The sequence below is a fragment of the Streptomyces sp. TLI_171 genome (genome assembly GCF_003610255.1).
GTDB lineage: Bacteria > Actinomycetota > Actinomycetes > Streptomycetales > Streptomycetaceae > Kitasatospora.
The window spans coordinates 923,012-937,051 of sequence record NZ_RAPS01000001.1 but is presented as its reverse complement, the minus strand read 5'-3'; the positions used below and the strand labels follow the sequence as shown (position 1 = coordinate 937,051).

The window sequence follows — 14,040 nt, the reverse complement described above, 5'->3', positions numbered from 1 at the left end:
TGCTGCTGCGGGGCGCCGTACGCCTGCTGCTGCCCGTCGTACTGCTGCTGCCCGCCGTACTGCGGCTGCTGTCCGTACTGGGGCTGCTGCCCGTACGGCTGCTGCGGGTAGGACTGATCGGTCATCAGGCCACCACGGCCTTGCGGAGCTGCTGGAACGCCGTGTAGTTGGCGATCGCCTCGATCCGGCCCGCGGGGGCCGCGTCCACCGCCTGCGCCAGCGAGTCGACCACCTGGAACTGCAGGCCGGCCACCTCCAGCCGGACCGCCAGGTCGAGCTTGCGCTGACCCATCACGAAGATCGGGTGCCCGGCCAGCCGCTCGTAGTCGACGTCCCACAGCCAGGAGGTGTCGGTGCCGTCCGCGTCCAGCGCGTTCACCGACAGCACCACCGGCGCCGGCGGCCCGTCGATCAGCGAGAAGGTCTCCAGCCAGCCCGCCGGGTTCTTCGCCAGCAGCAGCCGGACGTCCCGGCCCCGGAACTGCACCACGTCGTAGCGGCCGGCCACCGCGGCCACCGACTGCATCCGCTGCAGCGCGACCTGCGGGGCGACCCCGAACACCGCCGCGACCGCGGCCGAGGAGGTGGCGTTCGCCAGGTTCGCCCGGCCCGGCAGCTGCAGCTGGATCGGCCAGGCGCCGCGGTGCGGGTCGATCACGTGGGTGCCCTGCAGCGCCCAGTGCGGGTTCGGGCGGCGGAAGCCGCACTCGCCGCAGAACCAGTCGTCGCCGGGCCGCTGCATCACGCCGCCGCAGGACGGGCACGACCAGGCGTCCTCCTTCCACGCCTGCCCGGCGGCCACCCAGACCACCTTCTTGCAGGAGGAGGCGGCCCAGGTCACCAGCGGGTCGTCGGCGTTGGCGACGATCACCGCCTCGGTGTCCTTCAGTCCCTCGCGCCACTTCTCGGCCATCATCCGGGTCTCCGCCGCGCGGTCCAGCTGGTCGCGCGACAGGTTCAGCAGAGCTATGGCCTTCGGCCGGGTGTCCCGGGCCACCATCGGCAGGTACTTCTCGTCCACCTCGATCACGCCGAACCGGGCGTCGGTGCCACCGGCCAGCGCCGCCGTGATGCCCGCCGGCATGTTCGCGCCCAGCGCGTTGGACACCACCGGACCGGCCGCCCGCAGCGCCTCCGCGATCAGCCGGGTGGTGGTGGTCTTGCCGTTGGTGGCGCTGACCAGGACCACGTCCAGGTGCTCGGCGAGGGTCGCCAGCAGGTCCGGGTCGAGCTTGAGCGCGACCTTGCCGCCGATCACCGAACCGCTGCCGCGACCGGCCTTCTGGGACAGCGCGGCCGCCATCTTGCCGGCCGTCACGGCGATCTTTGCGCGGGCGGGCAGCGAGGCGTCGCGCGCGGCTTCCGAATCGGTGCCTGGCATGCTCAGGGGTTCCTCCTTGCTGCGGCACCGCCCGGGCCGTTCGACGACCCACGGGCGGCAGGGACGGGCTCAGCCTACCGACTCCCGCCCGCACACTTGAGCAGGGGCGACATCCGACCCCGTGCCGTACCCGGACGGGCCCGTGCCGGAGAAGACGCAGGCCCGGGGCGAAACGTTCCCCCGGGGCACGGCACGGGCCCGGCGGTGGAGCACGACCGCTCCACCGCCGGGCCCCGGAACGAGGGTCAGCGGGCCGCCCACGGGGCGGGCAGCTTCTCGGCCGCCTCCGCCAGGTGCGCGGTGATCACCAGCGTGCCGTCCTCCACCTGGTAGTCCAGCGGGGCGGACAGCCGCCGCATGGTGGAGATCAGCCCCGTGTTGGAGGAGGTGGTCACCGCGTACACGGTGCGCACCCCCGCCTCCAGCGCCAGCGCCGCCATCCGGCGCACCAGGTCCACGCCCAGGCCGCGGCGCTGCCAGGCGTCCTCGACCAGCAGGGCGATCTCCGCGCCCTCGTCGTCCCACATCAGGTGGGCCAGCGCGACCAGCCGGCCGTGCGCGGTCTCCACCGCCAGGGTCTGCCCGTGCCGCGGGTCCAGCAGGTGGTCCAGGTAGCGGTCGGCGTCCCGGACCGGGCCGTGGTAGCGGCGGCGCAGCGACTCCGGCGAGCAGCGGGCGTGCATGGCGACCGCCGCCGCCTTGTCCTCCGGGGTGGCCCGACGGACCGTCAGCTCGTCGCCCTCGGGGTGGCTGATCCGGGCCTCGACCTGCGGCACCCGCGGACCCAGCACGGTGTCCAGCTCCACCAGCGCCCGGGCCCGGGCGAACTCGGTCGGCGTGAACGGCAGGTTGGGCCGGGAGAGCTCCAGCAGGTCGCCGTTCGGCAGCGGCAGTCGCATCACGTGCCCCTCCACTCCGGCGGGCGTCTCGGCGCCCCGCCCCGGGAACTGGCGGATCGCCGCCCGTCCGAACAACTGCCGCAGCGCGACCGGGAGTTCCGCCGCGTCCAGGGCGGTGCGGGTGGCCAGGGCGAGGACCTGGCGGGGCACGTCGACCAGCTCGTGGGCGTCCGCCCGGTCGGTCCAGATGTCCCAGCCGCCGCCCGCCGCGACCGCCGCGGCCAGCTCGGTGCGGGCCAGCGCCTTCGGTGCGCGGACGATGAACTCGTCCACCGTGCAGTCCGGCAGCGGGTGCGCCTGCATCGACACGATGTTCACCCGCCGCTCGGCCAGCGCCGTGCACACCCGGGCCAGGCTGCCCGGCGCGTCCGCGACGCTGGTGCGCAGCCGCCACAGCACGGTGGGCTCCTGCTCCCCGCTCATGGCGTCGCGGTCCGCCGCGTCGCCGGTCATCGCGCCGCCCGGGGGTGCGAGGGCGTCCGCGCCGGGCGGCCCGTGCGGGTGCCGGTGGGCGAGCCAGCCCCGGAACAGCGCGGTGCCGAGCATGGCCGCGGCCGAGGCGGCCAGCAGCACCGGCCCGTCGTGTCCGTGCACGACCACGTTGGCGACCAGGTCGGCGGCGGCGACGGCGGCGAAGACCGCCGCCAGCTCGACCGTCTCCCGGCGCCAGCGGTGCCCCCGGGACCGCCGCTGCTGCTGCTCGTTGCCGACTCTGCCGTGGGTGTACGCCATCTTCTCCATGCCAGCATGGTGGCGCTCCGCTGTTTCGCGATCACGAATCCCCCGTGACCTGACGGTTAATGTCTCCGCGGGCCCCCATCGGATCGGCGCTGATCCGCTCCCACGGTCAGTTGGACGTGCGGAGCCCGGCCAGGAGTTCCGCTCCGGCCGACTTCACCTCGTCGAGCAGCAGCCGCACGTCCGCGTCGGTGGTCGACGCGTTCAGCAGACACGCCCGGAGGATCTCCCGGCCCTGGTACACGGCGCCCGTCACGAAGACCTGTCCGCGCAGCTGGATCGCCACCGGCAGCCGGGAGTTGAGCTGCTGCACGGTCTCCTCGGCCACCCCCTGCGGGCGGTAGCGGAACGCCACGATCGAGGTCTCCACCGGTGCGAGCAGCTCCAACTCCGGGTCCTGCTCGACCCATTCGCCCAGGCGCCGGGCCTGCGCCGTGCAGTGCGCGATGTCCCGGGCCACGCCGGTCCGGCCCCGGTGGGCGATCGACGCCCACACCTTCAGCGACCGGAACGGCCGGGTCTGCTCGGTGCCGTACTCCGAGAACCAGCCGAGGTCGCCCGCCGCGTCGTCCCGCAGGTAGGACGGCACCAGGCTGAAGGCGCCGCGCAGCTCCTCGGCGTCGCGCACCAGCGCGCACCCGCAGTCCACCGGGACGCCCAGCCACTTGTGCGGGTCCAGCGCCAGCGAGTCCGCCCGGTCCATGCCCGCGTACCGGTGCCGGATCGTCTCGTCCAGGATGCCGAACGCGCCGTACGCCCCGTCCACGTGGAACCACAGCCCCTCGCGGGCCGCCAGGTCCGCGATCGGCTCGAACGGGTCGACCGCGCCGGTGCCGACCGTGCCCGCCGAGGCCACCACCAGGAACGGCAGCCGGCCCGCCGCGCGGTCCTCCGCGATCGCGCGCTCCAGCCCGTCGAGCAGCAGGTGCCCGTCCGCGTCGGTCGGCACCACCCGCAGGTGCTTCGATCCCAGGCCGAGCAGCTCCGCGGCCTTGCGCACGCAGCTGTGCGCCTCGCCGGTGACGTAGCCGACCAGCGGCGGCAGGCCGGCGAGGCCGTCCTCGCGGACGTCCCGACCGGCGTTGCGGGCGGCCCGGTTGCGGGCGGTGGCCAGGCAGACGATGGTCGCCATCGAGGTGCCCGAGGTGAGGATGCCGCCGCCCGCCGGGTGCGGGAAGCCCACCAGCTCGGCGATCCACCGCACCATCGCCCGCTCCAGGTGCACGTCGGCGTGGTCGCCGCCCGCGGAACTCGGGTTCATCGCCGACGCGGCCAGCGTCGCCAGCACTCCGGCCGGCTGCGGCGAGGAGTTCACCCAGCCGAAGAACCGGGAGCTGCCGTTGCCCATCGGGTGCGGCATGATCCGCTCCCCGACGGCCTTCAGCAGCTCCTCCAGCCCCACCCCGTCCTCGGGCAGCTCCCACTCCAGCAGCGCCGCCCGCTCCGCCGGATCCATCGGCTGCCACACCGGCCGCCCCGGAACCCCGTCGAGGTAGTCGGCCACCAGCTCCGCCGCCGCGTGCGCGGCGCTCCTGAAGTCATCGTTCACCTGGCGAATCGTATGGGTGCAGGTGGAACCGGACCCAACCAGGGGCGGGCGGCCGGGTCAGTCCAGGGTGCTGGAGAGGCCGCCCGCGGTGCGGCAGTAGCCCTGGATCTCCTTGTTGGTGATCTTGTTGCAGAGGCGGGCAGCCGCACCGGACTCGGTGTAGTTGACGGTGTAGTAGGAGACCAGGCCCTGGGCGCAGGCCTTGCGCTGCCAGGCGTCCTTGGCGGTGGCGCACTGCTGCGCGGCCCAGTCCTCGCGGTCCAGGTTGTACTTCATGGTGCGCGAGCCGACGCCCCGGGAGCAGTCGTTCGCGCCGCCGGCGGCCTGCCCGTTGAGGCACCACTGGAGGGCCTGGGCGAAGGCCTCGGGGTGGTTGGCGTAGTCGTGGGAGGAGAGGAAGAAGGTCGGGGCGTAGAAGAAGCACGCGGACTGGTAGAGCGCCGGCTGCTCGGGGCAGGGGTACAGCGGGTCGGCGGCGAGCTTGTCCGCGGGGAGGTTGGCCTTGGCCTTCTCGTCCTCCTCGTCCGGGGCGAACAGCTGCATGAAGACGCCCTCGGAGCAGGTGATCCGGCGGCTCTGGCTGGGGAACTTGTCGCACAGCGCCCGCGCGGCGGGGATGTCCTGCTTGGTGACGAACATGATGCCGTGTCCGACGCCATGGATGCAGGGCCCGGTGTTGGCGGGGGCGCAGAGCGAGAGGATGTCGTGCTGCGGGTCCTTGGAGTTGGCGAGCATCTCCTCGACCGCGCCGTGCAGGTAGCCGGCCGCGCAGGTCTCGTGCGGGAAGGAGATCACCTTCTGGAAGTCCTGGTGGTAGCGCTGCACCGCGGCGTGCCCGAGCTCGTGGGCGATGGGGTGGCAGAACCGCACCGTGTAGGGCTTGTCCTTGGAGATCTTGTCGAGGTCGGCGAGGGCGACACCGGGGTCGGTGTCCTCCATCTCCTTCATCAGCTTGTTGCGCAGGGTGCTGCGGGTCCACACGGCGGGGTCGCCGGTGGGGGAGGGGGACGCGGCGGTGCTCGCCGGCACGGCGCCGGGGCGGCCGTTGCCCGCGGCGGGTGCGACGGCGGCGGTGGCGGCCTTGGGCGTCCAGTCGGTCACCAGGACCGACCCGAGGCCGAGTACGGCCAGCAGGACGGCGGTGACGACGGCGAACACACGCGGTTGCATGACGGACGGTCCCCCTGTGATCGACACGGACAGTACGCGGCCCATCCTGCGGGGTGACCGCCGGAAACCCGGTCAGGGACACCGCCAACAGGCGTAGCTGCCCGGGCGCGTCACCCGAACACCGCCTGCACACCGTTCTACAACGACGGCCACACATCATAGGTGCGCGCCCGAGCGCCTGTGCGACCACCGTCCTCTAGTACGCCGCACGGGTGCGGAAGGTTGCACGGGCGCGCGTCGACTGGCCGGCCTGCCCGAATTCGGGCAGGATCTTTGGCAAATGAACTCTTCACGCCTAGGCTCCCCGTCCGTGCCTGTCTCACCGCACCCTCATGAGGACCTGCTCGCCCACCTCGCCAGGACCACCCCCCTGGCCCCGGGGGAGGCCGCGCGGGTCGTCGCGGAGGTGCTGGCGTACTTCTCGGAGTCCACCGAGGAGTACGTCCGCCGCCGCCACGGTGAGCTGCAGGCCCGAGGGCTGACCAACGAGCAGATCTTCACCCGCCTCGGCGGCGAACTGGCCGCCCGGCGGGTGGCCGCGCCGCAGCTGTCGGTGCGTCAGCTGCGCCGGATGGTCTACGGCTGACGGTCCGCCAGGTCCGCCGGGCCGGCCCTCGCGGCTCCCACCCGCTCCCACCCCGACAGATCAGGAGTCCACGCCCATGTGCGGAATCGTGGCCTACATCGGCCCCAAGGACGCGTCCCCCTTCCTGCTGGAGGGGCTGCAGCGCCTCGAGTACCGGGGGTACGACTCGGCGGGCGTCGCGGTGATAGCGCCCGCGACCAAGTCGGCCCCGGCGAAGCTGAAGGTCTGCAAGGTCAAGGGCCGGGTCGCCGACCTGGCGGCGGCGGTCCCGGCCCGGTTCAAGGGCGGCACCGGCATCGGCCACACCCGGTGGGCCACCCACGGCGTCCCGTCCGACGCGAACGCGCACCCGCACACGGACAACGCGGGCCGGATCGCGGTGGTGCACAACGGCATCATCGAGAACGCCGACGAGCTGCGCGCCAAGCTCACCGCGGACGGCGCGGAGTTCCGCTCCGAGACCGACACCGAGGTGCTCGCCCACCTGATCGCCGCGCACCGCGCCGACGGGGGCGAACTGGAGGACGCGGTGCGGGCCGCGCTCAAGCTGGTCGTCGGCACCTACGGCATCGCCGTGCTGGACGCCGAGCAGGCCGACCGGATCGTGGTGGCCCGCAACGGCAGCCCGATCGTGCTGGGCATCGGCGAGAAGGAGATGTTCGCCGCGTCCGACGTCTCCGCCCTGGTCCGCTACACCCGGCAGGTGGTGCACCTGGAGGACGGCGAGCTGGCCACCGTGCGCGCCGACGGCTTCCGGACCTTCACCGAGGACGCCCGCACCGTCACCCGGCAGCCGTCCACCGTCGACTGGGAGATCGGCAGCTACGACACCGGCGGCTTCGCGCACTACCTGCTCAAGGAGATCCACGAGCAGCCGGGCGCGGTCGAGCGGACCCTGTCCGGCCGGCTCGACGAGCGCTTCGCCACCGCCCACCTGGGCGGCCTCAACCTGGACGCCCGTGAGCTGCGCGAGATCCGCCGGGTGAAGATCCTCGGCTGCGGCTCGGCGTACTACGCCGGCGAGATGGGCGCCCAGCTGATCGAGGAGCTCGCCCGGATCCCCGCCCACTCCGAGCCGGCCTCCGAGTTCCGCTACCGCAACCCGGTGATCGAGGCCGACACCCTGTACGTGGCGGTCAGCCAGTCCGGCGAGACCTACGACACGCTGGCCGCCGTCCAGGAGGTCAAGCGCAAGGGCGGCCGGGTGCTCGGCGTGGTGAACACGGTCGGCTCGGCGATCGCCCGCGAGTGCGACGGCGGGATCTACCTGCACGCCGGCCCCGAGATCTCGGTCGCCTCCACCAAGGCCTTCACCTCCACGGTGGTCGCGTTCGCGCTGCTCGCCCTGCACTTCGGCCGGATCCACGACCTGTCGCCCGCCGACGGCCGCCGGATCGTCGCCGCCCTCAAGGCGCTGCCCGACCAGATCCGGGAGGTGCTCGGGCAGCAGAAGGAGATCGAGGCGCTGGCCGCCGAGTACGCCGGGAGCCAGGGCATGATGTACATCGGCCGGGTCCGGGGCTACCCGGTCGCCCGGGAGGGCGCGCAGAAGCTCAAGGAGATCTCCTACATCCACGCGGAGGCCTACCCCGCGAGCGAGTTGAAGCACGGCCCGCTGGCGCTGATCTCCCCCGAGCTGCCCACGGTCGCCCTCGTCCCCGACGACGAGCTGCTCGACAAGAACCTCACCGCCCTCGGTGAGATCAAGGCCCGCTCCGGCCGGGTCCTGGCCGTCGCCCACCGCCCGATCGAGCCGCGCCTGGCCGACCACTGCCTGGTCGTCCCGAAGAGCGAGCCCGAACTCGACCCGCTGCTGCTCAACGTCCCGCTCCAACTCCTGGCCTACCACGCGGCCGTGGCCCTCGGCCGGGACGTCGACAAGCCCCGCAACCTCGCCAAGAGCGTGACGGTGGAGTGAGGCACGGCCGGAGGGGGTGTGCGCCCGGGCGCACACCCCCTCCGGTTGTCCTTCCGCGGGTCAGGCGCCGCGGCGCGACCACAGCGGGGTGACCACCAGGATCAGCAGGGCGGCGGCTCCGATCTGGAAGAAGTGCCGGACCCAGTCGATGCCGTCGGTGTCCGCGACGCCGAAGGCGCCGGCCAGTGCGTTGCCGATCAGCCCGCCGACGACGCCGAGCAGGATGGTGAGCCACAGCGGGATCGGCTGGCGGCCGGGAATCACGAGTTTCGCCAGCAGTCCGATGACCAGACCGGCGATGATCGCCCACAGGATGGACATGGAGCCTCCTCGTCTCGAACGGTGCGACCGGTCCGCGGCCGCACCCCCCGCCTTTCCCCGAACGTCCAGGTCATGCAGGTGACTTCGGCCGGACCCTGACGGGGGGTCACGGACTCACCGCCAGGACCAGGTAGGCCCCGAGGATGGCGAGGTGGACGCCGCCCTGCAGCGGGGTGGCGCGCTTCGGGATGACGGTGAGGGTGCCGACCGCGACGGTCAGGGCCAGCAGGATCATGTGGTTGGGGCCGAGGCCGAGTTCCAGCGGGCCGCTGAGCCAGGTGGAGGCGATGGCCACGGCGGGGATGGTGAGGCCGATGGAGGCCAGGGCGGAGCCGAGGGCCAGGTTGAGGCTGATCTGCACGCGGTTGCGGACCGCGGCGCGGACCGCGGCGATGGACTCGGGGAGCAGCACCAGCAGCGCGATGACCACGCCGACCACCGCGTTGGGGAGGTCGGCGGCGGCGACCCCCCGTTCGATGGTGGGCGAGACGCCCTTGGCGAGGCCGACCACCGAGACCAGCGCGACGGACAGCAGGGCCACGCTGATCAGGGTCTCGCGCCTGCTGGGCGGTTCGGAGTGGTCGTCCGTCGGGTCGACGATCTCACCGGCGGGAGTGACGGGCAGGAAGTAGTCGCGGTGCCGGACCGTCAGGGTCGAGACGAACAGCCCGTAGATGACGAGCGAGGCGGTGGCGGCGAAGACCAGCTGGGTGGTGGAGAACTGCGGTCCCGGCTGCGAGGTGGTGAAGGTCGGCAGCACCAGGCTGAGCGTCGCCAGGGTGGCGATCGCGCCGAACGCCGCGCCGGTGCCCTCCGCGTTGAAGACGGCGACCCGGTACTTCAGGGCGCCGACCAGGATGGACAGCCCGAGGATGCCGTTGCAGGTGATCATCACGGCGGCGAACACCGTGTCCCGGGCGAGGCCGGCGCTCTTGTCGCCGCCGTCGGCCATCAGCGTGACGATCAGGGCGACCTCGATGATGGTGACGGCGACCGCAAGAACCAGGGAGCCGTAGGGTTCGCCGACCCGATGGGCGATCAGTTCCGCGTGGTGCACGGCCGCCACCACCGACACCGCCAGGAAGCACGCCACCAGCGCCACCACCGGCCACGGCACGTCGCGGTGCCAGGTCGCCAGGAGCAGCAGGAACGCCAGCACCGGGGCGACGGTCGTCCACTGCAGGTAGTGCGGTCGGGGGGAGGAAGCCATACGGCCGAGCTTCGCAGATGGCACCGGCGCGGCCGGGAAGTGACACTCGTGGCGGTGCTCACGGTGATCACGGTGGACGGCGAGGAGCGACAGCGTGCTCGGACGGCGGACGGTACTGGCGGCGGCGGTCTCACTGGCGGCGGGCTGCGCCGCGCCGGGGCGCCCGGCTGACGCGCCGTCAGCGGTGGCGGCGCCGGCGGCGCCGGCCGCGGTGGCCCCGCCCGCGCCGCCGACCCGGGAGCAGGTGCTGGCCCGGTACGCCGGTCAGGCGCCCCGGCTGTGGGGGACGGACCTGCCGGGCGTGGAGGCGACGGTGCCGGACGGTGCGCTGGCGCTGACCTTCGACGCCTGCGGCGGGCCCGGCGGCGACGGCTACGACGAGGAGCTGATCGGCGTGCTGCGCCGCCACGGCGTGCCCGCCACGCTGTTCCTGAACGCCCGCTGGGTGGACGCCAACCCGGGGCCGTTCGGGGAGCTGGCGGCGGACCGGCTGTTCGAGATCGGCAACCACGGCACCGCGCACCGCCCGCTGTCGGTGACGGGCCGTTCGGCGTACGGCATCACCGGGACGGCGGACCCGGCCGCCGCGTACGAGGAGGTGGCGGGCAACCGGGCGAAGCTGGCGGCGCTGCTCGGGCGCCCGCCGCGCTGGTTCCGCTCGGGGACGGCGCACTACGACGAGGTCGCGGTGCGGCTGGTCGGCGAGCTGGGGGAGCGGGTGGCCGGGTTCGCGGTCAACGGGGACGCCGGCGCGACCTTCACCGCCGGGCAGGTCGCCTCGGCGGTGGCCGCTGCCGCGCCCGGTTCGGTGGTGATCAGCCACTTCAATCATCCGGGTTCCGGGACGGCGGCGGGCTACGCGCAGGCGCTGCCGCGGCTGCTGGACGCGGGGCGGAGCTTCGTGCGGCTGCCGTCCTGAGTGCCCGTCAGGCCGTCAGGTCCTCCAGGCGGCGCACGGTGCGCAGCGGGGAGCAGAACAGCAGGACCGGCGAGAGGACGGTGAGCGCGCAGGCCGCGGCGAGCGCGGTGCGGGGGTCCCAGAGCGAGGCGGCGGCGCCGGCGGCGAGCGCGCCGATCGGGATCGCACCCCAGGAGACGAAGCGGACGGTGGCCATCACCCGGGGCAGCAGCTCGGCGGGGACGGTGCTCTGCCGGTGCGTCCGGGTGAGGATGCTCAGCACCACCACGGACGCGCCGAACCCGGCGTTGCCGAGCGCGAACAGCAGCAGCCCGGCACCGTCGGAGGCGAGCGCCATCAGCGGCGCGGTCAGCACGCCCGCCACCGAACCGTGGAGCAGGGCCCGGGCGCTGCCGAGGCGGGCGCCGAGCCGGGGGGTGAGGGCCGCGCCGAGCAGGCTGCCCGCGCCCTCGGTGGCCATCAGGACGCCGACCAGGCCGGCCGGGGCGTGCAGGGTGCGGACCAGGAACAGCGGGACGACGGCCATCAGCGCGCCGCAGACGAAGTTGACCAGGGTGGCCTCGGCCACGCACGGGCGCAGCACCGGGTGCCGGGTGACGTACTGCCAGCCCTCGCGGATCTGCGCGGTCACCGACTGCGGGGCGTCGGGCGCGGGGCGGGCGGCAGCCGGGCGGGGCAGGGTGCGCAGCAGGGCGGCCGAGAGCAGGAAGCTGACCGCGTCGACGACCAGCGCCGTGGCCGCGCCGAGGAGTTGGACCAGGGCGCCGCCGAGCGAGGGCCCGGCCAGCTGGTTCACCGAGTGGGTGGCGGAGGTGAGGCTGTTGCGGGCGGTCAGCTGCTCGCGGGGGACGACGGTGGGCAGGAAGGTCGCGTTGCCGACGTCGAAGACCACGCTCGCCAGGCCGGTCAGCAGGGCGGCGACCACCAGGTGCGGCAGGGTCAGCGCGCCGAGCGCGGCGGCGAGCGGGACGGAGCCGATGGCCGCGGCCCGCAGCAGGTCCATGGCGATCTGGGCGCCGCGCAGCGGCAGCCGCTGCACCAGCACGCCCGCGGGCAGGCCGATCAGCAGCCAGGCCGCGAAGCCCGCGGCGGTGACCAGGCCGACCTGCAGGCCGGTGGCGTGCAGCACGGTCACGGCGGTCAGCGGCAGGGCGACGGTGGTGACGGCGTCGCCGAGGCCGCTGACGGTGGAGGCCGTCCAGTAGCGCCAGAACGCGGCGGCCGGGCCGCCGCCGGTGGGCGCGCGAAGGGCCGGGTCGGTGATGGTGGTGGTCATACGTCCCCCCAGGTGAGAGCTAGTGAGTCCCCTATGGGAACTCACTATAGGAGGTGCGGGCCCCCGAGTGGCAAGGTGGTCCCATGCGCTACACCGACGTCGGCGACACCGACTGCTCCATCGCCCAGGCGCTGTCCGTGGTCGGCGACTGGTGGACGCTGCTGCTGGTCCGCGACCTGGCCGGCGGCACCCACCAGTTCGACGCCCTGCACGAGGCGCTCGGCATCAGCCGCAAGGTGCTCACCGCGCGGCTGCGCGCCCTGGTCGAGGACGGCGTGGTCGAGAAGCGCCTTTACCACGCCCACCCGCCGCGCTACGCCTACCACTTGACCGAGAAGGGCTGGGGCCTGCTGCCCGTGCTGGTGGCCCTGCAGGACTGGGGCGGCCGCCACCTGCTCGGCGACGGCACCCTCACCGCGACCACCGCACCCGACTCCGCCGAGAGCCGCCGGGTGCACGCCCTGATCGGCGCCAAGGTCCCCGAACTCGCCCTGCCCGCCGCCTCCGAGAGCGCCCACCCGGCGCTCGCCGACCCGGTCGCCGGCACCCCCTGGACGGTGCTCTACTGCTTCCCCGGCGCGTACGCCCCCGGCACCCAGGGCTACCCGCCCGGCTGGGACCAGATCCCCGGCACCGTCGGCTGCACCCTGGAGTCCTGCACCTACCGCGACCGGCTCGCCGACTTCACGGCCCGGGGCGCCACCGTCCACGGCGTCTCCACCCAGCGCCCCGACCAGCAGGCCGCGTTCGCCGCCCACCAGGGCATCCCGTTCCCGCTGCTGTCCGACGCCGCCCTGCGGCTGGCCGGGGCGCTGCGCCTGCCGACCTTCCGGGCGGGCGGCGCGGACCGGCTCAAGCGCCTCACCCTGCTGATCGACGCCACCCGCACCGTGCGCGGCGTGCTCTACCCCGTGCCCGACCCCGGCGGCTCGGTGCAGGACGCGCTGGCGCTCATCGACCAGGTGGAGCGGGCGGGCTGACGCTCCGTCCGGGGGCCGGTGGCCGGGCCCAGGTCAGCAGCACCACCGAGGCGACGGCGGCCAGCGCGCACCAGGTGGAGACGAACGCCAGTCGCCACAGCAGCGCACAGGCGAGCGCGCCCAGGCCGGTGATCCACCCGAGCAGCCGCAGGCGGCCGTCGCCGGAGCAGAGCAGCGATCCCAGGGTGGCGAGCAGGTAGCCCGCCAGCAGCAGGCCGGCCGCCGGGATCCCCACGGCGTAGCCGAGGGTGTGGCCGTGCACCTGCGCGGTGACCGGGTGCCGGACCAGGGCTGCCGTCAGGGCGAGCGCGACGACCGCGCCCAGGGCGGTGAAGGCCGCGGCCGAACGGCGGCGGGTCGCGCACCACACCGCCGTCGGGACGTACAGCGGCAGCAGCGGCAGCGCGATCACCGCCCACGCCGTGCGGGCCCACGCCCAGCCGGACCAGACGCCCGCCTCCACCAGCTGGTGCACGCCCAGCAGCAGCGGCAGCGCCGCCAGTGGCAGCCGCCGGCTCGCCCCGGCGCGCACCACCGCGGCCACGCCGACCGCCGCGACGACGCTGCCCGCGACCAGGTCGGCCTCCGCGCTCCAGCACACCCGGCCAGCGTACTGATCCGACGGTCCGTCAGTACGACTGAAACTCGATCAGCGTGCCGTCCGGGTCGCGCAGGTGGGCCGTGCGCAGGTTCGCCCCCCACTCCGGCCGGTCGGTCGGCGCCAGTACGGCCGTCCCGCCGCTGTTCAGTGCCAGCGCGTACGCGGCGTCCACATCGGCCACCCGGCAGACGAACATCGCGGTGTCCGCCGGCGGCGCACCCGCGGGGGCCGGGTCGGCGCCCAGGGCCTGCGCCATCGCGGCGCGGTCGAACAGGGTCAGGACGGCCTGCTCGTCCACGTCCCAGTGGGCGTAGGGGCCCGCCGGGCCGCCCTGCACCCGGCGGGCGCCGAGCAGCGGCGGCAGCGCCGCGTCGTAGAAGGCGAAGCAGGCCGCGAAGTCGGCGACCAGCAGGCGGGGGTGGAGCGCGTCCATGGAACCTCCCGAGACGGAAATCATGGGTGTATACCCACTATAGGTCGGGACCTAGTATG

General features: G+C 73.9%; 13 protein-coding genes. 4 read left to right on the top strand and 9 right to left on the bottom strand.

The genetic code is table 11. The features are described from left to right. Positions 1-124: 124 nt before the first annotated feature. From BX266_RS04295 to BX266_RS04280, 4 genes are all read right to left on the bottom strand, one after another. Positions 125-1,381 (bottom strand): MurT ligase domain-containing protein, encoded by a 1,257-nt coding sequence (locus BX266_RS04295; protein WP_099897594.1) that lies wholly within the window; start codon positions 1,379-1,381, stop codon positions 125-127. Between the two features lie 245 nt (positions 1,382-1,626). Continuing rightward, on the bottom strand, positions 1,627-3,021 hold the full coding sequence (locus tag BX266_RS04290; protein WP_099897593.1) for a GNAT family N-acetyltransferase: 1,395 nt from the start codon (positions 3,019-3,021) through the stop codon (positions 1,627-1,629). A gap of 106 nt (positions 3,022-3,127) precedes the next feature. Next, entirely contained in the window at positions 3,128-4,567 is a 1,440-nt protein-coding gene (locus BX266_RS04285; RefSeq protein ID WP_259464533.1) for an aminotransferase class V-fold PLP-dependent enzyme, read from the bottom strand. A gap of 57 nt (positions 4,568-4,624) precedes the next feature. Then, a complete protein-coding gene (locus tag BX266_RS04280; protein ID WP_099897591.1) occupies positions 4,625-5,737 on the bottom strand; it encodes a hypothetical protein in 1,113 nt (370 codons plus the stop codon). Between the two features lie 280 nt (positions 5,738-6,017). On the opposite strand from BX266_RS04280, the gene BX266_RS04275 reads away from it, so the two are divergent. Next, positions 6,018-6,323: a hypothetical protein gene (locus BX266_RS04275; protein ID WP_099897590.1), complete on the top strand. Its 306-nt coding sequence runs from the start codon at positions 6,018-6,020 to the stop codon at positions 6,321-6,323. A 76-nt stretch (positions 6,324-6,399) separates the two neighbouring features. Beyond that, on the top strand, positions 6,400-8,241 hold the full coding sequence (gene glmS / locus BX266_RS04270; RefSeq protein WP_099897589.1) for a glutamine--fructose-6-phosphate transaminase (isomerizing): 1,842 nt from the start codon (positions 6,400-6,402) through the stop codon (positions 8,239-8,241). Between the two features lie 60 nt (positions 8,242-8,301). On the opposite strand, the gene BX266_RS04265 is transcribed toward glmS, so the two are convergent. Next, on the bottom strand, positions 8,302-8,562 hold the full coding sequence (locus BX266_RS04265) for a GlsB/YeaQ/YmgE family stress response membrane protein (RefSeq protein ID WP_099897588.1): 261 nt from the start codon (positions 8,560-8,562) through the stop codon (positions 8,302-8,304). A 106-nt stretch (positions 8,563-8,668) separates the two neighbouring features. Beyond that, a complete protein-coding gene (locus BX266_RS04260) occupies positions 8,669-9,772 on the bottom strand; it encodes a calcium:proton antiporter (RefSeq protein WP_099897587.1) in 1,104 nt (367 codons plus the stop codon). Between the two features lie 94 nt (positions 9,773-9,866). On the opposite strand from BX266_RS04260, the gene BX266_RS04255 reads away from it, so the two are divergent. Further along, positions 9,867-10,691, top strand: a complete 825-nt coding sequence (locus tag BX266_RS04255; RefSeq protein WP_099897586.1) for a polysaccharide deacetylase family protein — start codon at positions 9,867-9,869, stop codon at positions 10,689-10,691. A gap of 7 nt (positions 10,692-10,698) precedes the next feature. Here the strand turns inward: BX266_RS04255 and BX266_RS04250 are convergent, their stop codons facing one another. Then, a complete protein-coding gene (locus BX266_RS04250; RefSeq protein ID WP_099897585.1) occupies positions 10,699-11,967 on the bottom strand; it encodes an MFS transporter in 1,269 nt (422 codons plus the stop codon). Positions 11,968-12,050: 83 nt separating this feature from the next. Here BX266_RS04250 and BX266_RS04245 point away from each other — a divergent pair, with 83 nt between their 5' ends. Continuing rightward, entirely contained in the window at positions 12,051-12,947 is an 897-nt protein-coding gene (locus tag BX266_RS04245; protein ID WP_099897584.1) for a winged helix-turn-helix transcriptional regulator, read from the top strand. Here the strand turns inward: BX266_RS04245 and BX266_RS04240 are convergent. Continuing rightward, the gene (locus BX266_RS04240; RefSeq protein ID WP_099897583.1) at positions 12,919-13,548 is read right to left on the bottom strand and encodes a DUF6629 family protein; all 630 of its coding nucleotides are present in this window, start codon (positions 13,546-13,548) and stop codon (positions 12,919-12,921) included. The two genes, BX266_RS04245 and BX266_RS04240, sit on opposite strands and share 29 nt — an antisense overlap. 28 nt (positions 13,549-13,576) lie before the next feature. Then, positions 13,577-13,981, bottom strand: coding sequence for a VOC family protein (locus tag BX266_RS04235; protein ID WP_099897582.1), 405 nt, complete (start codon positions 13,979-13,981; stop codon positions 13,577-13,579). Positions 13,982-14,040: the final 59 nt, after the last annotated feature.